The organism is Pseudomonas sp. LBUM1645 (assembly GCF_059716185.1).
Genome location: NZ_CP166811.1, coordinates 3948201 through 3965377 on the forward strand (window position 1 = coordinate 3948201; position 17177 = coordinate 3965377).

The 17177-nt window shown below is 59.6% G+C and carries 13 protein-coding genes; 7 read left to right on the top strand and 6 right to left on the bottom strand.

The window, feature by feature from the left end; genetic code table 11:
• The first annotated feature begins 54 nt into the window (after nt 1-54).
• Both ACA079_RS17615 and ACA079_RS17620 read left to right on the top strand, forming a co-directional pair.
• Nucleotides 55-1353, top strand: a complete 1299-nt coding sequence (locus tag ACA079_RS17615; protein ID WP_497700260.1) for an MFS transporter — start codon at nt 55-57, stop codon at nt 1351-1353.
• Nucleotides 1354-1374: 21 nt separating this feature from the next.
• Nucleotides 1375-2352, top strand: coding sequence for a 2-hydroxyacid dehydrogenase (locus ACA079_RS17620; RefSeq protein WP_497700261.1), 978 nt, complete (start codon nt 1375-1377; stop codon nt 2350-2352).
• Between the two features lie 126 nt (nt 2353-2478).
• On the opposite strand, the gene ACA079_RS17625 is transcribed toward ACA079_RS17620, so the two are convergent.
• The 4 genes from ACA079_RS17625 to ACA079_RS17640 form a co-directional block, all read right to left on the bottom strand.
• The gene (locus tag ACA079_RS17625) at nt 2479-3666 is read right to left on the bottom strand and encodes a pyridoxal phosphate-dependent aminotransferase (RefSeq protein ID WP_497700262.1); all 1188 of its coding nucleotides are present in this window, start codon (nt 3664-3666) and stop codon (nt 2479-2481) included.
• 41 nt (nt 3667-3707) lie between these two features.
• Nucleotides 3708-5333: a methyl-accepting chemotaxis protein gene (locus ACA079_RS17630; protein ID WP_497700263.1), complete on the bottom strand. Its 1626-nt coding sequence runs from the start codon at nt 5331-5333 to the stop codon at nt 3708-3710.
• Between the two features lie 369 nt (nt 5334-5702).
• Entirely contained in the window at nt 5703-6845 is a 1143-nt protein-coding gene (locus tag ACA079_RS17635; RefSeq protein ID WP_497700264.1) for a glycerate kinase, read from the bottom strand.
• A gap of 278 nt (nt 6846-7123) precedes the next feature.
• Complete coding sequence (locus ACA079_RS17640) at nt 7124-8251, bottom strand: sugar diacid recognition domain-containing protein (protein WP_497700265.1); 1128 nt, start codon at nt 8249-8251, stop codon at nt 7124-7126.
• Between the two features lie 170 nt (nt 8252-8421).
• Here ACA079_RS17640 and ACA079_RS17645 point away from each other — a divergent pair, with 170 nt between their 5' ends.
• From ACA079_RS17645 to rarD, 3 genes are all read left to right on the top strand, one after another.
• Entirely contained in the window at nt 8422-9732 is a 1311-nt protein-coding gene (locus ACA079_RS17645; protein ID WP_046047218.1) for an MFS transporter, read from the top strand.
• A 139-nt stretch (nt 9733-9871) separates the two neighbouring features.
• Entirely contained in the window at nt 9872-10885 is a 1014-nt protein-coding gene (locus ACA079_RS17650; protein ID WP_497700266.1) for an aldo/keto reductase, read from the top strand.
• A 274-nt stretch (nt 10886-11159) separates the two neighbouring features.
• Complete coding sequence (rarD, locus tag ACA079_RS17655) at nt 11160-12041, top strand: EamA family transporter RarD (RefSeq protein WP_497700267.1); 882 nt, start codon at nt 11160-11162, stop codon at nt 12039-12041.
• 142 nt (nt 12042-12183) lie between these two features.
• Here rarD and hppD read toward each other — a convergent pair whose 3' ends face one another.
• Nucleotides 12184-13260, bottom strand: coding sequence for a 4-hydroxyphenylpyruvate dioxygenase (gene hppD, locus ACA079_RS17660; RefSeq protein ID WP_046047435.1), 1077 nt, complete (start codon nt 13258-13260; stop codon nt 12184-12186).
• Between the two features lie 252 nt (nt 13261-13512).
• Nucleotides 13513-14457, bottom strand: a complete 945-nt coding sequence (locus ACA079_RS17665) for a DMT family transporter (protein ID WP_497700268.1) — start codon at nt 14455-14457, stop codon at nt 13513-13515.
• Nucleotides 14458-14536: 79 nt separating this feature from the next.
• Between ACA079_RS17665 and ACA079_RS17670 the strand changes: the two genes are divergently transcribed.
• Both ACA079_RS17670 and ACA079_RS17675 read left to right on the top strand, forming a co-directional pair.
• A complete protein-coding gene (locus tag ACA079_RS17670; RefSeq protein WP_497700269.1) occupies nt 14537-15409 on the top strand; it encodes a LysR family transcriptional regulator in 873 nt (290 codons plus the stop codon).
• A 113-nt stretch (nt 15410-15522) separates the two neighbouring features.
• Nucleotides 15523-17058 (top strand): EAL domain-containing protein, encoded by a 1536-nt coding sequence (locus tag ACA079_RS17675; RefSeq protein ID WP_497700270.1) that lies wholly within the window; start codon nt 15523-15525, stop codon nt 17056-17058.
• Nucleotides 17059-17177: the final 119 nt, after the last annotated feature.

Genomic DNA, 17177 nt, shown 5'->3' on the forward strand with positions numbered 1-17177 from the left:
AAGATTTAATCCGTTACCTGCTGCGACAAAAACAACAAGCTCAGGAGCACCACTATGAAAACCGCAACACTCGCCGCCCGCCGCTGGTGGTACATCATGCCCATCGTGTTCATCACCTACAGCCTGGCGTACCTGGACCGCGCCAATTACGGGTTCGCCGCCGCCTCCGGGATGGCCGCCGACCTGATGATCACGCCGGGCCTGTCGTCGATGCTCGGCGCACTATTCTTCCTCGGCTACTTTTTCTTCCAGGTGCCGGGCGCGATCTACGCCCAGAAGCACAGTGTCAAAAAGCTGATTTTCGTCAGCCTGATTCTCTGGGGTGGCCTGGCCACATTGACCGGGATCGTCTCCAACGCCTACTGGCTGATCGTCATTCGCTTCATGCTCGGCGTGGTCGAAGCCGCGGTGATGCCGGCGATGCTGGTGTACCTGTGCCACTGGTTCACCCGTGCCGAACGCTCGCGCGCCAACACGTTCCTGATCCTCGGCAACCCGGTGACCATGCTCTGGATGTCGGTGGTGTCGGGCTATCTGGTGCAGCATTTCAGCTGGCGCTGGATGTTCATCATCGAAGGGTTGCCAGCGGTGCTCTGGGCGTTTATCTGGTGGCGTCTGGCCGATGACCGTCCCGCTCAAGCCAAGTGGCTGACCGATCAAGAGAAGCAGGATCTGCAAAGCGCCCTGGAGGCCGAACAGGTCGGCATCAAAGCGGTGAAGAACTACGCCGAAGCCTTCCGCTCGCCGAAAGTGATCATCCTGGCCCTGCAGTTTTTCTGCTGGAGCATTGGTGTCTACGGCTTCGTGCTGTGGCTGCCGTCGATCCTCAAGGCTGGCGCACAAATGGACATGATCGAGGCCGGCTGGCTCTCCTCGCTGCCGTATCTGGCCGCGGTGATCGGCATGCTGCTGGTGTCTTGGGGCTCGGACAAATTGCAGAAGCGCAAACGCTTTGTCTGGCCGCCACTGCTGATCGCCTCGATTGCGTTCTACGGTTCCTACGCGCTGGGCGCTGAACACTTCTGGTGGTCCTACACCTTGCTGGTGATCGCGGGCGCCTGCATGTATGCGCCGTATGGACCGTTTTTCGCCATCGTCCCGGAAATCCTGCCGGCCAACGTCGCGGGTGGCGCCATGGCGCTGATCAACAGCATGGGCGCGCTCGGCTCGTTTGGTGGGTCGTATCTGGTGGGCTACTTGAACAGCTCCACCGGCTCGCCGGGTGCTTCTTATCTGTTGATGAGCGGCGCGTTGATGCTCTCGGTGGTGCTGACGATTTTCCTCAAGCCCGGCGCCAGCGACCGGGTCGTGGCCAAGACCGTTGTGCAACGGCCAACGGCTGCTCATTCCTGAATTGAAGTTGAGATGATGACGATGAAAAAGCAGGTTGTGCTGTACAAGAAACTCTCGCCGCTGCTGATGGCTCGCCTGCACGAGCAGACCGAGGTGACGCTGATCGACAACCTCAATGCCGACGGCCTGGCAAAACTGCGCGAGGCCCTGCCCCGGGCCCATGGGTTACTCGGTGCGAGTCTGAAACTGGATGCCGGATTATTGGATCTGGCGCCGGACCTGGAAGCGATCGCCAGCGTCTCCGTGGGGGTCGACAACTACGACATCGACTACCTGACCGAACGACGGATCCTGCTCAGCAACACCCCGGACGTGCTCACCGAAACCACCGCTGATACCGGTTTCGCGCTGATCCTGGCAACCGCCCGGCGCGTGGTGGAACTGGCGAACATGGTTCGCGCCGGTCAGTGGAAGCGCAATGTCGGTCCCGCACAATTCGGTACTGATGTGCACGGTAAAACCCTGGGCATCATCGGTATGGGGCGGATCGGTGAGGCCTTGGCCCAACGTGGGCATTTCGGTTTTGGCATGCCGGTTATCTATCACAGCCACTCGCCGAAACCGGCGGTGGAGCAGCGATTCGACGCGCAATATAGAAGCTTGCCGGAGCTGTTGCAGCAGGCGGATTTCGTTTGCCTAACCTTGCCGCTGACCGCTGAAACTGAAGGGCTGATCGGCGCAGAGCAATTCGCCCTGATGCGCCCCGAAACCATCTTCATCAACATTTCACGGGGCAAGGTAGTGGACGAGGCGGCGCTGATTCAGGCCTTGCGTGAGGGGCAGATTCGCGCTGCGGGGCTGGATGTGTTCGAACGCGAACCGCTGAACACCGACTCGCCGCTGTTGCAACTGAACAACGTGGTGGCGACGCCGCACATTGGCTCGGCGACGCATGAAACGCGGGAGGCGATGGCCACGTGTGCGGTGGACAATCTGCTGGCGGCGCTGGCGGGTGAGCGGCCGAAGAATCTGGTGAATGTCGGGGCGTGGAAGGCTTAAGGAATTCGGCGCCTGTCAGTCAGCCATCGCGAGCAAGCTCGCTCCCACATTGGTTGTGTGAACACTGGAGATCCAGTGTGGGAGCGAGCTTGCTCGCGATGAGGCCGGCAATGGCAATGCAGACTTTCAGGCCCGACGAGCTTCCAGAAGGTCCGCCGCACACAACGCAATCCGCCGACACGCATCCGCCAGCTTCAGCTGATCCACCACCAACCCCAATCGAATATGCCCCGCCGCACTCGGCCCGAACGCTTCACCGGCCAGCACCGACACGCCATAACCTTCCAGCAGCCGCTCGGCAAAACTCTGGGCACACAACCCGGTCTGGCGTACATCGATCATCACGAACATCCCGCCATCAGGCCGGATCGGCCGGATGCCCGGGCAATCCCTCAGGCTCGCGCACACCAGGTCGCGACGCTGGCGATACTCCTCGCGCATCAACGCCACTTCCGGCAGATCCTCATCCAGCGCCAATTGCGCGGCGTTCTGAATGAAATCCGGAATGCCAAACAGCATGCACAACGACAGGTGCACCAAGTGTTCGGCCAAAGGTTTCGGCCCGATCACCCAGCCCACGCGCCAACCGCTCATGGCGTGGGATTTGGACAGGCTATTGATGGTCGCCGTGCGCTCGGCCATGTCCGGCAGGCTCGCCGGGCTGATGTGCTCGCCTTCGTACAACAGATCGCTGTAGACCTCGTCGCTGATCAGCCACAAGTCGTGACGAATACACAGTGATGCCAGTTCCTGCCAGACCATCAGCGGCAAACTGGCGCCGGAAGGATTGTTCGGACTGTTGAGCAAAATGGCGCGGGTCTTGGGTGTGATCAGCGCTGCGACATCCGCCGGATCGACCCGAAAGCCGTTCTCGGGGCGCACCGCCACCGGCACCACTTTGGCGGCGCAGGCACCGAACACCCCTTCATAGGTCACGTACATCGGCTCGGCGACGATCACTTCATCGCCCGGGTCGAGCAGGCATTGCGCGACTGAATACACCGCACATTGCGCGCCCGGCAGCACGATCACATGATCGGCATCCACCGCTTGACCACTGCGACGTCGATGACGGTTGGCAATGCTATTGCGCAACCCCCGACTGCCACGTATTGACGGGTAGTGGGTGTCACCGGCCAACAAGCTATCGATGCACGCCTGAACGATGGGCTGCGGCGTATCGAAGTCGGGATCGCCGATCGATAGCAGCAGCACATCAACGCCCTGCTCGATTAATTCCAGTGCTCGGTCATGAATCTGCCAGGCCGCTGCGCCGTCACCGGCGATTCGTTTGGTCAGGGCTGAATAGCGCATGTAATTCTCCAGTCGCGCGGGTTCCAAGCCTCAACCCTATCTCAAATCACGAAACGCGCCACCATGGCATTTAAATCCACAGCCAGGCGCGACAGTTCGTGAGTGGCGGCGCTGGTCTGGTTGGCACCGGCGGCGGACTGGGTGGCCAGGTCGCGGATGTTCACCAGGTTGCGGTCAACTTCGCGGGACACCTGGGCCTGTTCTTCGGACGCACTGGCGATCACCAGGTTGCGCTCGTTAATCAATTGGATCGACTGAGTGATCTGCTCCAGCGCAACGCCGGCGGCGCGGGCCATTTCCAGGGTGCTTTGGGTGCGTTGATTGCTTTGCTGCATTGAGGAGACCGCTTGGCCGGTGCCGTTCTGGATGCCGGCGACCATTTTTTCGATTTCCTGGGTCGATTGCGCGGTGCGATGGGCCAGCGCCCGGACCTCGTCCGCCACCACCGCAAAACCGCGTCCGGCTTCACCGGCACGGGCGGCTTCGATCGCGGCGTTCAGTGCCAGCAGGTTGGTTTGCTCGGCAATGGCGCGGATCACGTCCAGCACCTTACCGATGTCGCGCCCTTGAGCGGCCAGGCCTTCGATCATCACCGAGGTGTTTTGCACATCGTGGGTCATGGTCTGGATCGCGCCGACAGTTTCCACCACACGGTCACGACCTTCGCGGGCAGCCTGAGTCGACTGGTTCGAGGCTTCGGACGTCGACACCGCGTTGCGCGCCACTTCTTCCACGGCAGCGGTCATTTCGTTGACCGCAGTGGCGGCCTGTTCGATTTCGTTGGTCTGCTGTTGCAGACCGCGGGATGCTTCTTGGGTGACCGTGCTGAGTTCTTCAGCGGCGGCACCCAGTTGGGTGGCGGAACCGGCGATCTGTTCGATAGTTTTGCGCAGGCTGGCCTGCATCGCGGACAAGGCACCGAGCAAACGGGCCGGTTCGTCCTTGCCGTCGACCTCGATGACGTTGGTCAGGTTGCCACCCGCAATGGTTTGCGCCGCCTGCAGCGCACGGTTCAGCGGTGTGACGATGCTGCGGGTCAGCAGCCAGGCCAGCAGCACAGTCATCAGTGCCGCGATGACAGCCACGGCGATGATGCCGGTAATCGCGCTGCGGTACTGCTCGCCCGCTACGGCCGAAGCGGTTTTCGCATCGGAATTATTTAGCGCCACCAGTTTGTTCAGCTGCTCGCCCATCTGGTCCGTACCGTCCTTGATCCGGGTGTTGATCAGCGTGCGCATCTCATCGAGCTTGTTCTGTCGCGACAGCTCCAGTATCTGGTTCTGGGCTTGCAGGTAGCTGTCCAGCGTTGCTGTGAACGTCTTGTACAGCGCGGCCTCTTCCGGGGTGGCCGACAACGCCGCATAACTCGATTGTGCGCTGCGAACCTTGTCGACCAGCACGCCGATACGCGTCTGGGCTTCCTGCAACGCCGCCGGATCACGGTTGACCAACACGCGGAACGAGAGAATGCGCATACGCAGAACGTTTTCCGTCAAGTTGCCGAGAAACCCGACGCTGGGCAGCTGCGTGGTTTCCATGTCGATGGAGGCTTGGTGGATGCTCGTCATGCGGTTCACGGCAAACACACCCAGCACGATGACGAGCAAGGCAATGAAAGCAAAACCCAGGAAAGCTCGAGGCGCGATATTCAGATTACGCAGTGACATAGGATGATTCTCGGGTGATGGGGCTACGAGCATCCTTGCGTGATCGCTGAATGGCGGGCGGTGGCGCACGCGCTTTCAGTTTGGCGCCACTGTTGGAATAGGTTTGTGTGGGCCTATTGGCTATATCGGCTGGGGATGAGGTTTTCTGCGGGGCGTTGAGAAATATATTTCAGGTTTGGAACCGCCCCTCACCCTAGCCCTCTCCCGGAGGTAGAGGGAACTGACCGAGGCGTTTTTTCGAAGTACATCGACCTGAAAATTCTGAGTCGAACTCAGGTTCTGAAAAGCATGGAGATCGGCCCCCTTTCCCCCTCTCCCCGCTGGGGAGAGGGCTGGGGTGAGGGGTGGATCTAAACTTCAACGCAAGACTCAAACCTTACGCAAAGCCACCCGCCAAACCCGCGCAACATCACTCGCCCGCTCCCGCAACAACCGCGGTGCCTCGGCACACGCCTGCTCCAGCGTCATCGGCCCGCTGGCCAAGGCAAACGCGGCATCGATGCCATGTTCGTACAGCGCCTGATAACCCTCACCCAGTGTTCCGGCGAGGACGATCACCGGCACGCCGTGCTGCCGGGCAATACGCGCCACACCAAACGGCGTCTTGCCACGCAGGGTCTGAGCATCGAAACGGCCTTCGCCGGTGATCACCAGGTCGGCGCCCTTGACCGCATCGTCCAGGCCGACCAGTTCGGCGACCACTTCGACACCGGCCTTGAACTGCGCCCCCAGAAACGCCTTGGCGGCAAACCCCAGTCCGCCTGCCGCACCGCTGCCCGGTTCGTCACGTACGTCTTTGTTCAGGACTTGCGCGCACCGCTCGGCAAAGTGCCCGAGCGCGCGATCCAGTTGTTGGACTTGCTCGGGTGATGCGCCTTTTTGCGGGCCGAAAATCGCTGAGGCACCGTGAGGACCGCACAGTGGATTGTTGACGTCGGCGGCGATGTCGAATTGCACCTCGGCCAGACGCGGATCGATTTCACTCATGTCGATTCGCGCTAATTGCGCGAGGGCCAAGCCGCCCGGTGCCAGTATTTGGCCCTGGGCGTCCAGCAGTTTGACGCCCAAGGCTTGCATCGCACCCGCCCCGCCGTCGTTGGTGGCGCTGCCGCCAATCGCCAGAATCACCCGTTGCGCCCCGGCATCAAGCGCCGCGCGGATCAACTCGCCGGTGCCGAACGTGCTGCTGATGCAGGCGTCACGCTTGCCCGGCGGAACCAGTTGCAGGCCGCTGGCCTCGGCCATTTCGATGATCGCGGTGTGGCTCTGGGGCAGCCAGCCCCAGGCGGCCTCAACCATTGTGCCGAGCGGCCCACGAACAGGGGTTCGGCGAAGTTCGCCCTCGCACGCCGCCAGAATAGACTCGACGGTCCCCTCCCCGCCGTCCGCCATTGGGCATTTGACCAGGAGCGCATCGGGCCAAACCTCCGCCAATCCCAGAGCAATGGCATTAGCCACACCCTGGGCACTCAGGCTGTCCTTGAACGAATCGGGGGCGATGACGATTTTCATGCGAATTCTCCAGTTCCAATGCGTTCCATGCTGCCAGCAGGCAAGAACAATAACGCCTGTCCGCTGCACAAGCGGCACTGGCGATTATTGTTCATTTCCACAAAACTCGTGTTTCAAATCTAGCTCCGAGTCGGCTGATCGTCCGCCATCGCGAGCAAGCTCGGCTCCCACAGTGGTCCGTGGTGGAATACATATTTGCGCACGACGCTGATTCCTGTGGGAGCCGAGCTTGCTCGCGATGACGTCCTCGGAGTCACCATCGCCGGCAAGCCGTGCGCCTACGGAGTTGTGGGCGCGTCAGTTTGGGGAAGGAGCTGGACGCCAAGATAGAGCGCGAGCATGCCGTCCAGTTTCAGCGGATCGACACCGCTTAGTTCGGCAATCCTTTCCATCCGATACCGCAAACTATTGCGATGGATGCCCAGCGCATCGGCACATGCCTGGCTCTGACCATCGTGATCGCACCAACAGCGCAAAGTCGCCAGCAGTTGGCCGTTGCCATCCTTGGCGATGACTTTGCGCAGCGGCTTGAGCAACTCGTCCAGCGCGTCGTCGTTGCGGTGCCGCCAGAGCATCACCGGCAACCGATAACGGTTGAGCGTCAGCAAGCGGGAGTGCGGCAACACATCTCGACCATAGGCCAGCAAGTCGCCGACGCGCCGATAGCAGCGGCGCAATCCCGACAGCCCATCGGCTTGCCCGCCCACGGCAATGCGCAGAATGTTCCAGCCGAGGCCGTCGAGTTTTTCCAGCAACCGGTCATTCTCGATCGCCTGCGCCGCCGGTCGGCACCAGAGCAACGAGGACTTGGCCGAACTCACGCACCAACTGTCCGGGTAGCGCGAGGTCAGCCAGGCGCTGAGCGCCTCGACGGTTTGCCCCGGACCGTGCTCCATCCCTAACTCGAACAGGTACGGTACCCGCGTCATCTGCGGCTTGAGCCCAAGCTGTTGCGCTTCATCGATCAACCGCGGCGAATCCCCGGCCTCGCTGAGCAGCAATGCCAGCAGATCGTCGCAACGCTGGCGCCGCCATTGCTGTTCGGCCTGCTGATTGCGCTGGCCGACCAGCATCTCGGCGGTCATCCGCACCAGTTCGGCGTAGGTGCGCAATTGCTCGGGTTCACCGGTGATGCCCAGCACGCCAATCAACCGTTGATCAAGCAACAGCGGCAAGTTGATGCCCGGTTGCACACCTTTCAAATGAATCGCCGTTTGGGCGTCGATCTCCACCACTCGCCCGTTGGCCAGCACCAGTTGCGCGCCTTCATGACGGGTGTTGACGCGCTCCGGTTCGCCGCTGCCAAGAATCAGCCCTTGGCTGTCCATGACGTTAACGTTGTACGGCAGGATGGCCATCGCCCGGTCGACGATGTCCTGAGCCAGGTCGTGATCGAGTTCGAACATAGCGGTGATCCTTGAAAGCGTGATGGAGAGGATTGTTCACCCGCACAGGCCTTGGTTGCAAACCCTGTGCTCAGGCACAAAGACAATGACCCAAGCGGTGGCCGAGACTCAGTGGGCGGTCAACGTTACCCTTTGCATCGCAAAAAATCATAATAAAGAGAGAGCCCGCCATGTCACAGAGCGCCGCCGCTACCCAGGCCATCGTTGACGAAAAAAACGCCGTCTACAAACGCATTACCCTGCGTTTGATCCCCTTCATTTTCATCTGCTACCTGTTCAACTACCTCGACCGGGTGAACGTTGGATTTGCCAAGCTGCAGATGCTCGACGCACTGAAATTCAGCGAAACCGTGTACGGCCTCGGGGCCGGGATTTTCTTTATCGGCTACGTGTTGTGCGGCGTACCCAGCAACCTGGCCCTGACCAAATTCGGCCCGCGCCGCTGGATCGCGCTGATGATGATCGTCTGGGGCTCGCTCTCGACCTGTTTGCTGTTCGTCACCACACCGACCGAGTTCTACACCCTGCGCCTGTTCACCGGCGCGGCTGAAGCCGGGTTCTTCCCGGGCGTGGTGCTCTACCTTTCGCAGTGGTTCCCGACCTTCCGCCGCGGCCGTATCATGGCGCTGTTCATGTCGGCGATCCCGGTATCCGGCCTGCTCGGCAGCCCGTTTTCCGGCTGGATTCTCAACCACTTCGGCGCAGGCCAGGCGGGTTTGGCCGGCTGGCAGTGGATGTTCCTGCTGCAAGGTATCCCAACGGTGATCCTCGGCGCCCTCGCCTACTTCCTGTTGAGCGACAGTTACGCCAACGCCAAATGGCTCACGCCGTTCGAGCGCTCGGTGCTGGAAGCCGACCACGCCGAAGACCTGGCCAACAAACCGAAAACCTCGACCGACTCGCTGCTGGCCGTGTTCAAAAACCCGGCGATCTGGGCGTTCGGCCTGATCTATTTCTGCATCCAGAGCGGCGTCTACGCAATCAACTTCTGGCTGCCGTCGATCATCAAGAACCTGGGCTTCAGCGATAACCTGGTGATCGGTTGGCTCAGTGCGATTCCGTATTTGCTGGCGGCGCTGTTCATGTTGATGGTCGGCCGCTCGGCGGACCTGCGCAAAGAACGCCGCTGGCATTTGGTGGTGCCGATGCTCATGGGTGCGGTCGGTTTGTTGATCGCCGTGAACTTTGCGACTACGCCGGCCATTGCCATCCTCGGCCTGACCATCGCCACCATGGGCGCCCTCACCGGCCTGCCGATGTTCTGGCCGGTGCCTACCGCGCTGCTGAGCGCGGGCGCTGCGGCGGGTGGTTTGGCGTTGATCAACTCCATGGGGCAGATGGCCGGGTTCCTGAGTCCGTATCTGGTGGGTTGGGTCAAGGACAGCACCGGGTCGACCGATGCCGCGCTTTACCTGCTGGCGGGCGTGATTGTTTGCGGGAGTTTGTTGGCGTTGCGTATGACCCGCACGTTGCGGGTTTAACGCATCGACCAATCCCCTGTGGGAGCGAGCAAGCTCGCTCCCACAGTTTGGTCCGGGGATGTTCGATATTTCCGTTTGCCCCGCCCCACCATTCTGGTATTTGATTGAGCCTTTCTCCCACCGGTAAAAGGATTTCGTCATGAGCTATCGTACGCTGGGTCATTCGGGTTTACAGGTTTCCACCCTGACCCTGGGCACCATGATGTTCGGCGAGCAGACCAGCACCGAAGATTCCCTGCGGATCATCGACAAGGCCTGGGACCAAGGCATCAATTTCATCGACACCGCAGACGTTTACACCAACGGCCGCTCCGAAGAGATCGTCGGCGAAGCGATCGCCGGTAACCGCCACGAATGGGTGCTGGCGACCAAGGTCGGTTTCGGCCCGGTGGATGGTGTGCCGAATCGCAGCGGTCTGAGCCGCAAGCACATCTTCAATGGTATCGACGCCAGCCTGACGCGCCTGGGCACCGACTATCTCGACATCTATTACCTGCACCGCGAAGACCACAACACGCCGTTGGAAGTCACGGTGTCGGCCATCGGCGATTTGATCCGCCAGGGCAAGATTCGCTATTGGGGTTTGTCGAACTACCGTGGCTGGCGCATCGCCGAGGTGATTCGTGTGGCCGATCAACTGGGCGTCGACCGGCCGGTGATCAGTCAGCCGCTGTACAACATCGTCAACCGTCAGGCGGAAACCGAGCAGATCACCGCCGCGCAAAACTACGGCCTGGGCGTGGTGCCTTACAGCCCGCTGGCTCGCGGTGTGCTCAGCGGTAAATACGCACCGGACGTGAAACCGGATGCCAACAGCCGCGCCGGCCGCGCAGATAAACGCATTCTGGAAACCGAATGGCGCGTCGAATCCTTGCGCATTGCTCAGCAGATCCAGCAGTACACCCAGGGTCGCGGCGTGGGCATCGTCGAATTCGCCATCGCCTGGGTGCTGAACAACAGCGCCGTCACCTCGGCCATCGTTGGGCCGCGCACCGAAGAACAATGGGATGCCTACACCAAGGCGCAGGCGGTGAAGATTACGGCTGAGGATGAGGCGTTTATTGACTCGCTGGTTGTGCCTGGGCATGCGTCGACGCCGGGGTTTAATGATGTGAGCCACTTTGTGTCAGGGCGAAAACCGCGTTCGGCTTGAGATCTCTCCCTCACCCTAACCCTCTCCCGGAGGGAGAGGGGACTGAATGGGGGATGTTCAGCATATCCTTCGACCTGAAAGTTCCACATCGAATCCATAATCGAATAGGTCTTTCAGGTCGCAAAATTTCGTGAGACACCTCGGTCAGTCCCCTCTCCCTCCGGGAGAGGGCTAGGGTGAGGGGTTGTTGAAAATTATGATCATCCGGCCAATATTCAGCACAAAAACCACGTATCCTGCGCGCCCCGTATGACCTTCAACCCGCGAGGACAGTTTGTCTAAAGGTATCGCTCTATCGGTTTCAGCCTCGGTGCTGTTTGCCGTCATGTATTACTACACCTCACTGCTCACGCCTTTGAGCGGCGTGGAAATCTTCGGTTGGCGAATGCTGCTGACCCTGCCATGCATGACCGTGTTCATGGTGGTCTCCGGTGAGTGGAAACTTGTAGTCGCCCTTTTTCGGCGGCTGGTTGGCCAACCAAAATTGCTCGCAGGCCTGATCCTTTCCGCGACGCTGCTTGGTCTTCAGCTCTGGTTGTTCATGTGGGCGCCGCTCAACGGCTATAGCCTCGACGTGTCCCTGGGCTACTTCCTGTTGCCGCTGTCCATGGTGCTGACCGGGCGGTTTGCCTATGGCGAGCGACTGTCTTACCTGCAAAAGGTTGCCGTGTTTTTTGCTTCCCTCGGCGTGCTCAACGAGTTGTATCAGGTCGGCGGCTTTTCCTGGGCGACCTTGCTGGTCGTCATCGGTTATCCGCTCTACTTCATCCTGCGCAAGCGACTGGCGACCGACAACCTCGGCGGTTTGTGGATGGACATGGCCTTGATGCTGCCGGTGGCGCTCTGGTTCGTTCAGGGCGGTGAACAGGGTTTCGGCGTGTTCGATCAACACCCGTGGCTGTCGCTGCTGATCCCCTTACTCGGGGTGATCAGTGCTTCGGCGCTGGTGGTTTACATCATCGCCAGCCGACTGCTGCCGTTCAGCCTGTTCGGTTTGTTGAGTTACGTCGAGCCGGTGCTGTTGCTCGGCGTCGCGCTGCTGCTGGGGGAAAGCATCAAGCCCGGTGAGTGGCTGACCTACATCCCGATTTGGTTGGCGGTGGTGGTGTTGGTGTTTGAAGGGTTCAAGCATTTGATGCGACATCGACGCCCTTAAAAGCAAAAGATCGCAGCCTTCGGCAGCTCCTACAGAGTGAACACAATATCTCTGTAGGAGCTGCCGAAGGCTGCGATCTTTTGATCTTAAAAAAGCCCGGCCAGCATTGCTGCTGACCGGGCTTTTTTACATCTGAAACGGCTTAGTCGGTGGAGAGCACACCACGACGAACCTGGTCGCGCTCGATGGATTCGAACAGCGCCTTGAAGTTACCTTCGCCGAAACCATCGTCGCCTTTGCGCTGGATGAATTCGAAGAACACCGGGCCCATCAGGGTTTCCGAGAAGATCTGCAGCAGCAGACGCTTGTCGCCTGACTCGGACGAACCGTCCAGCAGAATGCCGCGCGATTGCAGTTGATCAACCGGCTCACCGTGGTTCGGCAAACGGCCTTCGAGCATTTCGTAGTAGGTTTCCGGCGGCGCGGTCATGAAGCGCATGCCGATGCTTTTCAGGTGATCCCAGGTCTTGATCAGGTCATCGGTCAGGAAGGCAACGTGTTGAATGCCCTCGCCGTTGAACTGCATCAGGAACTCTTCGATCTGCCCGGCGCCCTTGGACGATTCTTCGTTCAGGGGGATTTTGATCATGCCGTCCGGGGCGGTCATGGCCTTGGAGGTCAGGCCGGTGTACTCGCCTTTGATGTCGAAATAACGGATCTCGCGGAAGTTGAACAGCTTCTCGTAGAAGTTGGCCCAGTAGGCCATGCGACCGCGATACACGTTGTGGGTCAGGTGGTCGATGATCTTCAGGCCAGCCCCGACCGGGTTGCGGTCAACGCCTTCGATGAATACGAAGTCGATGTCGTAGATCGAGCTGCCTTCGCCGAAACGGTCGATCAGGTACAGCGGCGCGCCGCCGATGCCTTTGATCGCTGGCAGGTTCAGTTCCATCGGGCCAGTTTCGATATGAATTGGCTGAGCGCCCAGTTCCTGAGCCCGGGCAAACGCCTGCTGGGCATTCTTGACGCGGAACGCCATGCCGCACACCGACGGACCGTGCTCGGCCGCGAAGTACGAAGCGACGCTGTGCGGTTCGTTGTTGAGGATCAGGTTGATCTGGCCCTGACGATACAGGTGCACGTCTTTGGAACGGTGGGTCGCGACCTTGGTGAAGCCCATGATCTCGAAGATCGGCTCCAGGGTGTTCGGAGTTGGCGATGCGAACTCGATGAATTCAAAGCCCATCAGGCCCATTGGGTTTTCGTATAAATCTGCCATGGTTGGCGCCTCATCATTTTCTTGTCAATTAACGGATCGTTAGTTGCTAGCAATGCTGAGACCGGCGGGTGGCGCGCAGGAGATGCCCCGCACGCTGCGGGCGAGGAAGTCACCGTAGATCAATTGAAACCCAAAACTCTTCATTGTCGACCCAAGGCTATTGCGGGCGAGGCTTCTGCTGCCAGAAGACGATTATTCTTATATGCGTAACCCGATTCTACACAGCGTAAATCGGTTTGTCCGCCTTCTGTATCAAATCCCCTTTTTCCCTGCTCGCGCAAGGGGTTTGTTGCACAGGAAAATGCCCGCGAGGATCAGCCCTCCTCCCAGGCACATCGCCAGGGTCAACTGCTCGCCTAACAACAGCGCACCGAGGATCACCGCGGTCAGCGGGTTCAGGGCAATGAACACGCCTGAACGCGTCGCGCCGATTTTGCGAATGCCGTCGTAATAGCCGATATAGGCCAGCGCCGAACCCAATACGCCCAGGTACATCAGGCTCAACCATTGCGTTGGTCCGAGGCTGGCGAGTGCAGCAACACTCAACTCACCGCGAACAGCACTGGTCACCCACAGCATCAACGTGCCCAACAGAATCGAGTACGTCACCGTTTGCACCGGCCCCAGGGTTTGATTCAGGTCTTTGGAGAACAGCGAATAAACGCCCCAGCCAAGCACGCAGCCGAAGATCAACAGATCGCCGATCCAGGCGTCGGCATTACCGGCCAACAACTGCGGGTTGCGACTGACGATCACCAGGCTCGCCCCGGCAATGCAGATCGCGATACCGAAAACCTTTGCTCGGCTCAAGCGCTCCTTGAACAACAGCCATGACGCCAGCCCGATCACGGCCGGGTTCAACGCCACGATCAATGACGCCCGAGAGGCATTGATGTAGTGCAGGCCATAAAAGAAGCACAGGTTGTAGAAAAAGATCCCGAAAAAACCCAGCAGCGCCAATTGCAGCCATTGCCGGGGGCTGGGCCTCATGAGAGGCACGCGGGCCAGTAGCAGAAACACCAGCAACGCCACGCTGGCCAGCAAGAATCGCAGGCTGGCGGCAAACAAGGGGCTGAGGCTGTCGGCCAGAAACCGCCCGGCGACAAAGGTGCCGCCCCAGATCATGGTGACGGCAGCCAGTTTCAGATAAACGGGCACGTCCGAAGGGTTTGACAGGCTCTGCTCATAGGTCGTCATAGGTTTCCAGAACGAGAAATCGGGAAAGATGACGTATCATTCGACTAATACCTTCTCATCGTAAAATGAGTAAACACTCATGACCCTTACCCAACTGGAGATCTTTTCTCTGGTCGCCGAGCTTCACGGTTTTACGGCGGCAGCCAATCGCTTGGGGATCTCCCAATCCGCGGTCTCTCACGCCCTCAAGTCGCTGGAACAGGAATTGGGCGTCGAGCTGCTGCGCCGGCATCAGTCCCGGGTCGAGCTCAGCGACATCGGCCAGCAGCTTTTACTGCGCGCCCGGGCGATGCTGGGTCTGGCCAACACCTTGCGCCAGGAAGCGGCCGATGCTCGCGGAATGAAACGCGGCACATTGCGCATCGGCTCGTTTGGCCCGACCTCATCGATCAAACTGCTGCCGCTGATCCTGCAGCACTACCGCGCGGCTCACCCAGGCATCGAGGTCCATATAGATGAAGGCCCGGACCGGCAGGTGATCCAGTGGCTGGAAGAGCGTCGGATCGATATCGGCTTCGTGGTGTTGCCCGAGGAGCGGTTCGACACCTTTGCGCTGATAGAAGACCAGATGGTCGCGCTGCTGCCCGCCGAACATCCGCTGGCCCGTCACGACAGCCTGACCCTGAGCGATTTGTGCAACGACCCGTTTGTATTGACCGAGGCCGGCTCTTCGGAACTGGTGTCGCGCCTGTTCAGTGCCGCCCGGCTGACTCCGAACATCCGTTATCGCTGCTCGCAACTACTGAGCACGCTGGACACCGTTGGCCGAGGCGATGCGCTGACGGTCGTCGCCGAAGGCTCATTGCCCGATGATCGCGATAGTCGCTACGTGAAAAAACCGCTGTCGCCACCGGTCGCCCGTCAGGTTGGTCTGGCGGTGCTCGACCAGCGTCAGTCATCCCCTGCGGCGCTGGCTTTTATCAAACTGGCCGAGCGCCTGAATTACCGATGAGCGGCACACACGCCGAGGGCCGACTATCATGGCCTTCTACCTGAACTCTTTTTGGAAGGCGACCCGTCCTGCCAGCATTTGAGAGCCCTTTTTCATCGTTACAGGTTTCGCAAATGCCACTGAACGCCAAAACCCGCCGCAAACGCGGTATCAGGATGGCTGTGACGCTACTGAGCGGATTACTCCCGGTGTTGTTGGGGCTCGCCATTCTTTATATGCAAGCTGAGCGTACGCTCAAGCAAAGTACTGAACAGACAGCCGAAGAAGCCATTCGCCAATTCGAATTGATGCTCGACAACACCGCCCAGGCCGCTCAGGAACTGCTGCCGCTAGCCGGGCAAAACTGCAATGACGTCAAACTGGCCTTGCGCGAACAGGTCACCCGCCGGCCGTTCGTGCGCTCGACCAATCTGGTGTGGGACAACACCATTTACTGCAGCTCTTTGTTCGGTGACGTTCAGGAAACGATCGTTTCCGGCGACTACAGCAAAGGCGCGTTGTTGCTGATGAAAGGCAACCCCGTCACGCCTGATACCGCATTGCTTGTGTATCGGCTCAGCAAAGAAAAACAGGGCGCGATGAGCACCCTGGACGGGTATCACCTGAGCAACGTACTGCGGCTGATCGGTCGCAAGACAGAGCTGCTACTGCAAGTCGGCCCTCATTGGTTGTCCGCCGATGGCAAATTCCATGACGGTGCCCTGCCCGCCTTTGCGGTAGCGCAAACCAAATTGGCGTCTTCGCGTTACGCCTTTTCGGTGGCGGCCGGGTTTCCCGAAGGAGAAACCTGGCGCTTCATGCGCAGTGCGTACCCGCCGCTGTTTAGTTTGCTGATCTTCTTCGGCGTGATTTCCGGCTTGATCGGGCATTTTTTGCAAAAACGCTCGTCATCGCCGAGCAATGAAATGCGGCGCGCGCTGGAGGCGGCGGAGTTCATTCCGTACTTTCAACCTGTGGTGCATGGCGACAACAAGAAGTGGTCCGGCGCCGAGGTGCTGATGCGCTGGAATCATCCGAAGGAAGGCCTGGTGCGCCCTGATCTGTTCATCCCGTTCGCCGAACATTCCGGATTGATCGTGCCGATGACCCGCTCGCTGATGCAGCAGACCGCGCAATTGCTGGCGCCTGTTTCATCCTTGTTCGAGGGCGCGTTTCACATCGGCATCAACATTACCGCCAGCCACTGCAAGGACCTGGAACTGGTCGAGGATTGCCGTCAATTCCTCGCGGCCTTCGAGCCAGGTGCCGTCAGCCTGGTGCTGGAACTCACCGAGCGCGAACTCATCGAGCCCACGGCCATCACCCACCAACTGTTCGAGCAGCTTCACGCGCTGGGCGTGATGATCGCAATTGATGACTTCGGCACCGGTCACTCAAGCCTGGGTTACCTGCGTCAGTTCAATGTGGATTTTCTGAAAATCGACCAGAGTTTTGTCGCCATGATCGGTGTTGACGCCCTCTCACGGCATATTCTGGACACCATCATCGAGCTCTCGGCCAAGCTCGATCTGGGTATCGTCGCCGAAGGTGTGGAAACCACGGAGCAAAGTGATTACCTGACCGCCCACGGCGTGAACTTCTTGCAAGGTTATCTGTTCGGTCGGCCGATGCCCGGCGCGGACTTCATTAACGCATTAAGTCACGATTAACTAGCGACGCTAAGCGACAAGACAAGGAGACAGCGCACCCATTTGCATCAAAAGACTACTGTTGTTACATGAAGAAAAAGACAGGATTTACTCTTGGCCAATTAACTACTACAATTTTT

What these genes read in the sequence shown, in the direction of transcription:
- ACA079_RS17615 (WP_497700260.1), top strand. Translation starts at nt 55, where the DNA reads ATGAAAACCGCAACACTCGCCGCCCGCCGCTGGTGGTACATCATGCCC.
- ACA079_RS17620 (WP_497700261.1), top strand. Translation starts at nt 1,375, where the DNA reads ATGAAAAAGCAGGTTGTGCTGTACAAGAAACTCTCGCCGCTGCTGATG.
- ACA079_RS17625 (WP_497700262.1), bottom strand. Translation starts at nt 3,666, where the DNA reads ATGCGCTATTCAGCCCTGACCAAACGAATCGCCGGTGACGGCGCAGCG.
- ACA079_RS17630 (WP_497700263.1), bottom strand. Translation starts at nt 5,333, where the DNA reads ATGTCACTGCGTAATCTGAATATCGCGCCTCGAGCTTTCCTGGGTTTT.
- ACA079_RS17635 (WP_497700264.1), bottom strand. Translation starts at nt 6,845, where the DNA reads ATGAAAATCGTCATCGCCCCCGATTCGTTCAAGGACAGCCTGAGTGCC.
- ACA079_RS17640 (WP_497700265.1), bottom strand. Translation starts at nt 8,251, where the DNA reads ATGTTCGAACTCGATCACGACCTGGCTCAGGACATCGTCGACCGGGCG.
- ACA079_RS17645 (WP_046047218.1), top strand. Translation starts at nt 8,422, where the DNA reads ATGTCACAGAGCGCCGCCGCTACCCAGGCCATCGTTGACGAAAAAAAC.
- ACA079_RS17650 (WP_497700266.1), top strand. Translation starts at nt 9,872, where the DNA reads ATGAGCTATCGTACGCTGGGTCATTCGGGTTTACAGGTTTCCACCCTG.
- hppD (WP_046047435.1), bottom strand. Translation starts at nt 13,260, where the DNA reads ATGGCAGATTTATACGAAAACCCAATGGGCCTGATGGGCTTTGAATTC.
- ACA079_RS17665 (WP_497700268.1), bottom strand. Translation starts at nt 14,457, where the DNA reads ATGACGACCTATGAGCAGAGCCTGTCAAACCCTTCGGACGTGCCCGTT.
- ACA079_RS17670 (WP_497700269.1), top strand. Translation starts at nt 14,537, where the DNA reads ATGACCCTTACCCAACTGGAGATCTTTTCTCTGGTCGCCGAGCTTCAC.
- ACA079_RS17675 (WP_497700270.1), top strand. Translation starts at nt 15,523, where the DNA reads ATGCCACTGAACGCCAAAACCCGCCGCAAACGCGGTATCAGGATGGCT.